At 47.2% G+C, this 6,305-nt stretch carries 6 protein-coding genes; 4 read left to right on the forward strand and 2 right to left on the reverse strand.

The window, feature by feature from the left end; genetic code table 11:
* Positions 1-10: 10 nt before the first annotated feature.
* Entirely contained in the window at positions 11-1,057 is a 1,047-nt protein-coding gene (gene ribD, locus AAC033_RS11445; protein ID WP_339738181.1) for a bifunctional diaminohydroxyphosphoribosylaminopyrimidine deaminase/5-amino-6-(5-phosphoribosylamino)uracil reductase RibD, read from the forward strand.
* 55 nt (positions 1,058-1,112) lie between these two features.
* Here ribD and AAC033_RS11450 read toward each other — a convergent pair whose 3' ends face one another.
* Entirely contained in the window at positions 1,113-1,514 is a 402-nt protein-coding gene (locus AAC033_RS11450; RefSeq protein ID WP_339738183.1) for a DUF6146 family protein, read from the reverse strand.
* Between the two features lie 97 nt (positions 1,515-1,611).
* Here AAC033_RS11450 and cls point away from each other — a divergent pair, with 97 nt between their 5' ends.
* Positions 1,612-3,078, forward strand: coding sequence for a cardiolipin synthase (cls, locus tag AAC033_RS11455; RefSeq protein WP_339738185.1), 1,467 nt, complete (start codon positions 1,612-1,614; stop codon positions 3,076-3,078).
* A 45-nt stretch (positions 3,079-3,123) separates the two neighbouring features.
* Here the strand turns inward: cls and AAC033_RS11460 are convergent, their stop codons facing one another.
* Positions 3,124-4,095, reverse strand: coding sequence for a ThuA domain-containing protein (locus tag AAC033_RS11460; RefSeq protein ID WP_339738187.1), 972 nt, complete (start codon positions 4,093-4,095; stop codon positions 3,124-3,126).
* A gap of 326 nt (positions 4,096-4,421) precedes the next feature.
* On the opposite strand from AAC033_RS11460, the gene AAC033_RS11465 reads away from it, so the two are divergent.
* Together AAC033_RS11465 and AAC033_RS11470 are read left to right on the forward strand one after the other, a co-directional pair.
* On the forward strand, positions 4,422-5,891 hold the full coding sequence (locus AAC033_RS11465) for a RimK family protein (RefSeq protein ID WP_339738189.1): 1,470 nt from the start codon (positions 4,422-4,424) through the stop codon (positions 5,889-5,891).
* A 1-nt stretch (position 5,892) separates the two neighbouring features.
* Positions 5,893-6,305, forward strand: a 413-nt coding sequence (locus AAC033_RS11470; RefSeq protein WP_339738191.1) for a GNAT family N-acetyltransferase, incomplete at its 3' end; no start/stop codon positions are given.

The following is a 6,305-nucleotide window of genomic DNA, read 5'->3' on the forward strand; positions in this document are numbered from 1 at the left end:
AGTTTTTCTGATGAACACAGCCGAAAAATACATGAACCGTTGCCTGGAATTGGCCCGCTTGGGTGCCGGCAATGTGGCGCCTAACCCCATGGTGGGCTGCGTGATTGTGCACGAAGGCCGGATTATTGGCGAAGGTTTTCATCAAAAATGTGGCGAAGCGCATGCCGAAGTCAACGCTATTCGGTCGGTGAAAGACCAAGCGCTCCTGTCTGATTCAACGCTGTACGTCAGCTTGGAGCCCTGTGCACATTTCGGAAAAACCCCGCCCTGTTCCGATCTGATTATAGAACACCGGATTCCGCGGGTGTTGGTTGGTTCGGTCGACCCGTTCGCCGAAGTAGCCGGCAAGGGCATAGACAAAATGCTGCGTGCCGGAATTGAGGTGAAAGTGGGTATTTTAGAAGAGGATTGCCTTTGGCTCAATCGCCGGTTTTTTACTTTTCATGAGAAAAAAAGACCGTACCTCATTTTAAAATGGGCGCAAACACTCGATGGGTTCCTCGATATTGACCGCTCGCAAATTACCTTTGGCCAGCCCACCTGGATCAGCAATGAGCTGTCGCGGCGACAGGTTCACAAACAGCGAACGGAGGAAGCCGCCATCTTAATTGGCACCAACACGGCGCTGAAAGACAATCCGTCCCTGACCGTGCGCGAGTGGCATGGCAAGCAACCCCTGCGCCTGTTGATCGATCGCAAAAACCATTTGTCGAAGAAACTGAGTCTGAAGAACCGCGTCCATCCGACCTTGGTTTTCACTGAGGAAAAAGTGGAATCAAAACCAAATCTGGAATACCAGAAAATTGATTTTCAGTCGAACATCATTCCACAAATATTGAGGAGCCTTTACGACCGGGAAATCCAGTCGATGGTCATTGAAGGCGGACAACATCTACTACAATCATTTATCGACCAGGGCTTGTGGGACGAAGCTCACGTGTACTTTGGGAACACCTTTTTTGTGAAAGGCGTGGCGGCTCCCCGCCTGCCAGTCGCTCCAATCCAGTCGGAAAATATGCACGACACTTTGCTTAAGTTTTTTGTGAATCCAGCGTAGGGTGTAAATGCGGGGCGGCGTAGCTCAGCATTCGAAGCGCCAGGAAGAATTCTGCTCAAATCACCCGCGGCCCGTTTTCGATGATTGGGATCTTCAGCACCCGTTCAACATATTGGAAGTAGTAAAACAGCTTGTGGTTGATCTCCAGGCCATAGTCAATGTTTTGTTCGTAGTTGATTTGCCCTTCGAGCAACTGCGAATTTCGTCGCCAAATGGAATGGTAGTTCCAGGCGTTGACGTATTGCTGGTTCCAAGTTTCGTAATAGCTTTGCGAGTGGTACCACGAGGGTTTGCTGTTGGTGATAAACCAACTTTCGAAACCGGGATCCAAAACAATCAGTTCGTAGCTTACGCTGTCTTCGTCATTGTTTTCAGCGACTTCTTTCAGTTGAATATTTTTTGGTGTGCTACAAGCCGCAAAAACAGCAAGCAGCAGAATCAATAAGATATTTTTCATGACAAAATGATTTGTAAGTCTATACGAATAAAGCGCGTGGTTTGTTTATCAGGCGAAAAATACAGAAATTTAGTTGGTCGATTTAAATCTCGCTTGAATGGTAGAATTTCTGAAGGGAATTTGGGTGTATGCACCGGGCACAATTATCGTTTTATATTTTATCACGGTTGTTTTCATTGCCATTTTAATTGTTTTGGAAAACCGCAACCCGATCAAAACCATTAGTTGGGTGTTGGTTTTGGTTACTTTGCCCGTTCTTGGAATCATTACCTATTCTTTTTTTGGACAAGAGTACCGCAAAAAGAAGATGTTTTCGAAGAAGGGTCTGTATTACCTCGACAAACTTCGTAAGCAAACCCAGGCTCAACTGCGCAGCTTGCCCGAAAACGGTCATTTATTTGATGAGAAGGTGTTGACTAAGCGTCACCTGATCAACCTGATGTTGTCGAATTCGAATGCCTTACTGACCAGTAACAACGAAATCACCATCCTGCGGAACGGGAAAGAGACCTTCCCGGCTATTTTTCAGGCTATTGAAAAGGCGAAGCATCACATTCATCTCGAATATTATATCATTGATAATGATGAACTGGGCGGGCAGCTCAAAGACCTGCTCATCCGGAAAGCCAGCCAGGGCGTTGAGGTCCGGGTGATTTACGATGATGTAGGAAGCTGGCAACTTCCGAAGAAATATATTCTGGAGCTACGCGATGCGGGGGTGAAAATCGACTGTTTTATGCGGGTTCGTTTTCCCATGCTGACTTCGCGTGTTAATTACCGAAACCACCGCAAAATTGTGGTGATTGATGGCGAGATTGGCTTTACCGGCGGATTGAACTTTGCCGACCGGTATATGCATGGTACCAAAGCCCTGGGGCGGTGGCGCGACACGCACCTGATGGTAAAAGGCAGCGCCGCCACGTCGATGCAGATTGTATTTATGGCCGATTGGTATTTTGTTTCGAAAGAAATTCTGAAAGGCGAACGGTATTTTCGTTCGCTGCCACAAACCAAAGGTAAGCTGATTCAGGTGGTGTCGAGCGGGCCCGACTCGGATTGGGAGAGCATCAGCCAGGCTTATTTTGCGGCCATTGCCTCGGCCCGCGAACGTGTTTATATTGCCACGCCTTACCTGATCCCAACGCCGGATATTATTTTCGCGATGAAAACTGCTGCTTTGGGGGGGATCGATATCCGCGTACTTTTGCCGGGGCGGTCAGATGCTTTCTTTCCCAAGTGGGGAACCGATTCGTATGTGGGAGAGCTGCTCGAAGCAGGGGTGAAGATTTACCGGTATAAGCCGGGCTTTACGCACAGCAAGCTAGCCGTGGTCGACGGCATATTTTCAACTGTTGGCACGGCAAACCTCGATTTCCGGAGCCTCGAGACTAACTTCGAAGTGAATGCCATGATCTATGACGAGGGCATTGCCAGCCAGTTGGAACGTTATTTTATGGATGATTTGGCTAACAGTGAACAACTGGTACTTAGCGAATGGCAACAGCGCAGCAAGTATCGGAAAGCCAAGGAATCGTTTGCCCGCATTTTGAGCCCACTGCTATAAAAAAGAATTCCCGTGTTTTTGTCGACAAAGGATCCGCTATGAACGCTATTCCTTCAGAATAAACTTTCGGCTGCTCGCATTCTTGGCTGTTGGAAAATCATCTGGAATGGGCTGAGTTACTTTTCCGGTTGCGGCCCACTCGACTCCGCGCGTAAACGAAATAATGAATCCTACACCTTCGCAGGAGTAATCGTCGTGTCCTAAAGTGGTATGAAATATTCTTCCATGGCCATAGTCGATCACCATCAGAGTTGGTTCGTGGCGATCGGTCGGTGCCTTGCCGGATTCATCTTTTCCGGTGGCCAGAATCGTCATGTTTTCGGCCGGCCCTCTTAATTTGGCATAGCATTCATCTTTGGTTGTCAGCCATTGTGTCGGCATTCCGTTTGTAATCGGGTGGTCCTTTACACGAACCGTAATCGGGATCAGGTGTTGTGGTCCGTGAGATCCGGCAGAACCCGGTGAGTGATCATGCACCAGTTCACCCTCATTGGTGTAATACACGTAAGGGCCATCTTTCTCATTGCGGTCTCCCCATCCACCCAGGCCAATCATTTTGTTGTATTCATGCCAGTCTGGAAACGAATTATCGGCAGCATGGACCGAAACAAAGCCGCCGCCAGCATTCATGTAATCTTCCAGTTTCTTTTGGGTGGCTTCAGGCCAGTCGGCTGCGCGCCATCCAAAGTTTGAAATCACGACGTCGTATTGATCGAAGTTGGGTGAAAAATCAGGATCGGTTTTTGGCTCTTCCAGGTCGTGTGTTTCGCCTGCGTTTGCCAAGGGCAGGAAGTCCTTTTCGCGCTCAGCTTTCCAGGTATAAAAGGTTCGGTTTATATCGACTTCAAACAAACCGGTTTCTTCCAGGTACTGTTTCATCATGATTGTTGATTTGGGCCAGACCTCATGATTGTTCTGCCCGTCAATAATCAGCGCCTTAAGCTTGGCAGCTTCCGTGGTCAAGGATAAACCGGTTATGCACATGGCAATGAATAGTGAAATTTTCATCTTTCTCATGGAGTAAGTTGTTGCTCAAAAAATAGTTGTTGCAACAAATATATCATTTTTAGTTGAGAGCCAACTTCCATCCGTCTGTGAAATTTCCGAACCCGGATTTTAACACGACAATTGAAAAGTGTTTGTAAGGAGCAATCGCCAGGCGGGGAAAATAATTTGTTTTTAACGAATAATGAATCGATTATTTACGTACAATTGTACCGAAAAACATTTCAGATTCAATATCTTTAAAGGGCTGATCATTAGAGGTCCGGAGTTGGTCGGTTACGCAGGATGTTGAATCGTATTTAAGAATAACTAATTAGGATATTGATCGAAAACAAAATATGCAATCCACATTAATTCTACTGGATTCGGTGACCCAATGGAAACCCTATTACGAAACGGAAACCATTACAACAGCCGCAGATTACCTGCAAGACGAAGATCTAAGTAAAAAGCCGCTTTTGGTGATCAACCTCTGCGAGAAGCTGAACTATCACTCGGAAGGTTATTATTGTTCATTGCTTGCCCAAGCCCGGGGACACAAGGTTTTACCCGATGTGGATGTGCTAAACCGGATCGAAAGCGGGGCAATTGCGCGCCTGGACGACAGTTTGCAAAAACTGACCTACCGTTGGATTCAGTCGCTGAACCAGCCGGAGCAAGAATTCATAACAATGGATATTTATTTTGGAAGTTGCAATGTGCCCGAAATGAACAAGGTGGCCCGCTTTATTTTTGAGCATTTGCCGTGTCCGGTGCTGCGTGTGTTTTTTGCGAACCGTCCCAAGAACCAGATTGAAACCATCCGGCCCTTAAGCTTGAATGAGCTGAGCGATGAACAGCAGGATTTATTTGCCCAAGCATTGGATAATTTCAGCAAGAAGGTGTGGCGGCAACCCCGTTCACATAAATCGGCCCGTTTCGATCTGGCAATTTTGCACGATCCGACGGAGCAGCTTCCGCCGAGCAACCGCGCCGCGCTGAGCAAATTTCTGTCGCAAGCTAAAAAAATGAATATCAATGCCGAGCTGATTACCGAAGATGACACCATTCGTTTGCTTGAGTTCGACGCTTTGTTTATTCGCCAAACCACTGCCCTGAACCACATTACTTATCGTCTGGCACAGCAGGCCCGGCAGGCCGACATGGTAGTGATTGACGATCCCTTGTCGATTATTCGGTGCACGAATAAAGTTTATCTGAAGGAACTGCTGGAACGGGAGGGTGTTCCAACTCCCAAATCGAAATTGATCTTCAAAAATAACCTGATTTCTTTTAATGATATTGAAGAGTACCTGGGTAATCCCATTATCTTAAAAGTTCCGGATGGCTCTTTTTCTGTGGGCATGCACAAGGTTAAGGATGAAGCGGAGTATCTCAAGGCATTGGATGTGCTTTCGGAAAAGACCTCGGTGTTTTTGGCCCAAGAGTTTATGCCGACCAGCTTCGACTGGCGTATTGGCCTGCTCAATGGCGAAGTATTGTACGCCTGTAAATACTTTATGGCGCGTGGGCATTGGCAAATATACAACCATCAGGACAACGGTAAGACCAAGTCGGGCGCTTATGAAGCGGTGCCCATTGCCAAAGTGCCGAAGCACGTTCTTCGCAACGCGGTAAAAGCTGCTTCACTGATCGGTAAAGGTTTGTATGGTGTTGATCTGAAAGAGTTGGAAGGCCGATCGGTGGTGATTGAGGTGAACGACAACCCATCCATTGACCAGGGGGTGGAGGATGCCATTTTGGGTGATGAACTATACCGTCTGATTTTACGTGAATTTTTATATCGTTTGGAACAAAAACGTCGTTAATATGGAAACGTCAAAAGTGACAATAAGACTCGCAACAAAAGCCGATATTCCGGAGCTGTATCGGATGGAACAGCGTTGTTTTGATGCGGAGAGCTTTTCAAGGAGCCAAGTCAATTACCTGACCATGCAATCGCCGGGTTTCTTCTGGGTTCTAACGGAGGATGAAAAGATCGCAGGCTTCATGGTTTTGCTGCAACGCATAAATAGTCAGGCTTTGAGGATCTACTCGCTGGCTGTGTCGCCCGAGTTTCGTGGCAAACAGTATGCGCAGCAATTAATGCAAAAAGCTGTTCAAAAGGCAGGGGAAATGGGCAAGGATCGCTTGTACCTGGAAGTTAGTGAACACAATCACGGAGCCATTCAGCTTTACCAGAAATTGGGCTTCCAGTTGACCGGAATCCGACCCCGGTATTA

This window comes from uncultured Sunxiuqinia sp., assembly GCF_963974515.1.
Classification (GTDB): Bacteria; Bacteroidota; Bacteroidia; order Bacteroidales; family Prolixibacteraceae; genus Sunxiuqinia.

Bases quoted from the DNA above. Each gene is read 5' to 3' on its own strand.
- ribD (WP_339738181.1), top strand. From the start codon at position 11: ATGAACACAGCCGAAAAATACATGAACCGTTGCCTGGAATTGGCCCGC.
- AAC033_RS11450 (WP_339738183.1), bottom strand. From the start codon at position 1,514: ATGAAAAATATCTTATTGATTCTGCTGCTTGCTGTTTTTGCGGCTTGT.
- cls (WP_339738185.1), top strand. From the start codon at position 1,612: ATGGTAGAATTTCTGAAGGGAATTTGGGTGTATGCACCGGGCACAATT.
- AAC033_RS11460 (WP_339738187.1), bottom strand. From the start codon at position 4,095: ATGAGAAAGATGAAAATTTCACTATTCATTGCCATGTGCATAACCGGT.
- AAC033_RS11465 (WP_339738189.1), top strand. From the start codon at position 4,422: ATGCAATCCACATTAATTCTACTGGATTCGGTGACCCAATGGAAACCC.